This is a genomic window from Komagataeibacter kakiaceti JCM 25156, assembly GCF_000613305.1.
The window spans coordinates 1-3746 of sequence record NZ_BAIO01000218.1 but is presented as its reverse complement, the minus strand read 5'-3'; the positions used below and the strand labels follow the sequence as shown (position 1 = coordinate 3746).

The 3746-nt window shown below is 61.0% G+C and carries 2 pseudogenes; one reads left to right on the top strand and one right to left on the bottom strand.

Going from position 1 to position 3746, the window contains the following annotated elements:
* The first annotated feature begins 365 nt into the window (after positions 1-365).
* Positions 366-2092 (top strand): annotated as a pseudogene (locus JCM25156_RS23620) (putative bifunctional diguanylate cyclase/phosphodiesterase).
* 223 nt (positions 2093-2315) lie between these two features.
* Here JCM25156_RS23620 and lpdA read toward each other — a convergent pair.
* Positions 2316-3746, bottom strand: a pseudogene (gene lpdA, locus JCM25156_RS23615) (dihydrolipoyl dehydrogenase); the annotation flags it as partial.

Here is a 3746-nt window from a genome sequence, read left to right as displayed (position 1 = left end):
CCTGACGGGCTGATCCGTTACGCAACCCGGCGCAGCCGCCCGCGTGGGGGCGGGGGATGTGCCGGATGTTCGGCCTGCGCTAACGCGAACCGCCCGCCGGAAGACTGACCGCCATTGCGTCAGGCCCGGTTTTTTAACCAAATACAAATGATTATTATCTAAAGATTACAGATAACCGCGCGCCTTGCGCCGGTAATACCTTGCGCCTATAGCAACGGGGCCATAGCGGTGAAGGAGATGGCGCGAAACGGTTCATGCGTTCCGGACTGAACCGCCACCGCCAAAGATGTTTCACCGAAAAAAAAATCGTCCTAGATTGCCGGAAGGCAGCACCCGGTTTTCGGCTCCGTACTCGAGGTAACAGAATGTCCGCTCACCATGACCACAGGCTTCGCGCCCTAACGCATGAAGATGCCGACTTCTGGGCGGATGTGGTGGACAATGTCCTTATTGTAGCCGTCACGGACCAGAACGGGACCATTACGTACGTCAATGACAGATTTTGCGAGATCAGCCAGTATTCACGTCAGGAACTTCTGGGCCATACCCACAGCATCCTGAAATCGGGCGAACATGGGCAGGCGTTCTTCCGCAACATGTACAAGACGCTGCACGCCGGTCGCACATGGCATGGCAACATCTGCAACCGCGCCAAGGACGGCAGTCATTACTGGGTTGCAACCACCATCATTCCCCACCGCAACATGCGCGGTGACATCAACGGGTTCGTCGCCGCCCGTTTCGAAATCACCGAACTCATGAACACCAAGATGCGGCTGAGAAAACAGGCCGCGACCGACATGCTGACCGGCCTGCTCAACCGGGGTGGCTTCAACGCCCATCTCGTCACGGCGCTGGAGGCCAGCAAGCGGCGCGGCGCCGAGCCGCGCGTGCTGGTCATGTTCGATCTGGACGGTTTCAAGCCCGTCAATGACATCCACGGCCACCATGCGGGTGACGAGGTGCTCAAGACCATCGCCACGCGCCTGCTTGAACTGATCGGGCCGGATGACGTGATCAGCCGGCTGGGAGGCGACGAGTTCGCCTGATCCTGCATAAAAGCCTGAAGATCACGCCGCTTGAAACCATCCTGAAGAAAATACAGCATCTGCTGGAAGAACCGATCATGCTGGACAGCGCGACGGTGCGCATTTCCGGCAGTATCGGCGCGACCCGCATAACAGGTGACGAGACGCTGGAAGGCCTGCAGAAAAACGCGGATGTCGCGGTTTATGCCGCCAAGCAGGCGGGCGGCAAGCAGGCCCGCATGTTCACGCCGGGCCTGCACAAGACCACCATAAAGCGGGCCAGGCTTCTGGCCGAAGCCCGGGCGGGCGTGCGCGAAAAACAGTTCGAGGTGTATTACCAGCCCATCCTCAACACACGCACGGGCCGGATCGAACAGGCGGAAGCCCTCATGCGCTGGCACCACCCCGAACGCGGGCTTCTTTCCGCCGGGCTGTTTGCCGAGGTCTTTACCGATTCCGTCCTGGCGCAGGACATGGAAGCGCATCTGATCCAGTCCTTCCATGATGACATTGAAAAATGGAAGCGGGCGGGCGTGCCCAACCTGTGCGTGGCGGTCAACCTGTCGCATCTGGACCTGCTGAACCTTGAACAGCAGGGCAACCTGTTCAGTGAAATCCGCCAGCGCGACCTGCCGCCCGAAACCTTCATGCTGGAGGTGACCGAACAGATGCTTCAGGGCCGCCGGGCGCAAAAAAGCTATGCCCACCTGCGCCAGCTTGCGGATGAGGGATTCGGGCTGGCCATGGATAATTTCGGTTACGGCATGGCCCGCCTGTCCACACTGAGCGAACTGCCGCTGCGCGCCCTCAAGCTGGATCGCTGCCTGATCCGGGAAGTCGCCACGGATGAAAAGGCACGCAGCATGCTCGCCTCACTCATCAAGCTGGGCCACGGCTACAACCTGAGCGTTACCATCGAGGGCGTGGAAACCCGCAGCGAGTTCGACATCGCACGCAGGCTGGGCGTGGATCATGTGCAGGGATTTTTCATCTCGCCCGCCGTCTCGGCCACGGAACTGATCCGTGTGACGCGGGAAATGACCTGGGAACCGCTTACGGACTGAATATCCGGCACGGTATATAGACGTTCCGGAGTGCCGGATTTTTCACAAAAGCCGCATTTTCCGAAGCTGCTGGCCACTGCTCGAAAAGCCGGTCCACGGAATGTCCTGTAATCACAAGAAAGTTTCTGGTGAAGCCTTTTTTAAAAAGGCGACACCCGAAAACTTTGACAAAAAAACCCACGACAGGAGACCTGCCGTGGGTTTTGCCGTTGCGGATACCGGATCAGATATGGATGGCGCGCTTGTCCACATCCAGCGCCGCTTCCTTTACCGCCTCGCTCAGCGTGGGGTGGGCGTGGCAGGTGCGGGCAATATCCTCGGACGAGGCGCCGAACTCGATCGCCATGGTGCATTCGGCAATCAGTTCGCCCGCCATCGGGCCAATGATATGCACGCCCAGCACCTGATCGGTGGTGGCGTCGGCCAGAACCTTGACAAACCCGTCCGTCATGCCGATGGCGCGCGCGCGGCCATTGGCGGTGAAGGGGAATTTGCCAACCTTGTAGGAAACGCCCTCTTCCTTCAGGGTTTCTTCCGTCTTGCCAACGGTCGCGACCTCCGGCCATGTGTACACCACGGCGGGGATCGCGCCATAATTCACATGACCCGCCTGCCCGGCCAGCAGTTCGGCCACGGCAACGCCTTCTTCCTCGGCCTTGTGGGCCAGCATCGGGCCTGCGATCACATCGCCAATGGCGTAGATGCCCGGAACACTGGTGGCGTAATGCGCGTCGGTCACGATCCGGCCACGCTTGTCCAGCGCCACGCCAGCTTCCTCCAGCCCGAAGCCCTTGCTCGCGGCCGTGCGGCCAATGGCCAGCAGCACCACATCGGCTTCCAGCGTTTCCGCCGCGCCGCCCTGCGCGGGCTCCACGGTCAGCGTCACGCCCTTGGGGCCTTTCTCGGCTTGGTGACCTTGTGCCCCAGCTTCATCTTGAGGCCCTGCCTGGTCAGGATGCGCTGGAAGCTCTTGGCGATCTCGTTATCCGTGCCCGGAACCAGACGGTCGAGATATTCGATCACCGTCACATCCGCGCCCAGCCGGTGCCACACGCTGCCCAGTTCCAGACCGATGACACCGCCACCGATCACGACCAGCTTCTTGGGAACAGCGGAGAGTTCAAGCGCGCCGGTGGAGGTGACGATCTGCTTCTCGTCCACCTCGACCCCCGGCAGGCCCGCGCTGTCGCTGCCGCTGGCGATGACGATATGCTTGGCCGTAACCGGCTTGCCATCAACCGAGATGCGGCCCGTGCCCTCAACCTTGCCGGTGCCCTTGAGCCAGGTGATCTTGTTCTTCTTGAACAGGAACTCCACGCCCTTCACGTTGGCTTCGACCACGGACTGCTTGCGCGCCATCATCTTCGCCAGGTCGAGCTTCACGCTGTCGATGATGATGCCCATATCGGCATATTCATCCTTGGCTGCGTGAAAATTCTCGGACTGCTGGAGCAGCGCCTTGGACGGGATACAGCCCACGTTGAGGCAAGTGCCCCCCAGTGTCGCGCGCTTTTCCACGCAGGCCACCTTGAATCCAAGCTGCGCGGCGCGGATGGCGCATACATAACCACCCGGTCCCGCCCCGATCACGATCACATCGTAATCCGTCTCGGACGGGGCCTGCGTCGCGGCGGCGGGTGCGGCAGGCGCCGGA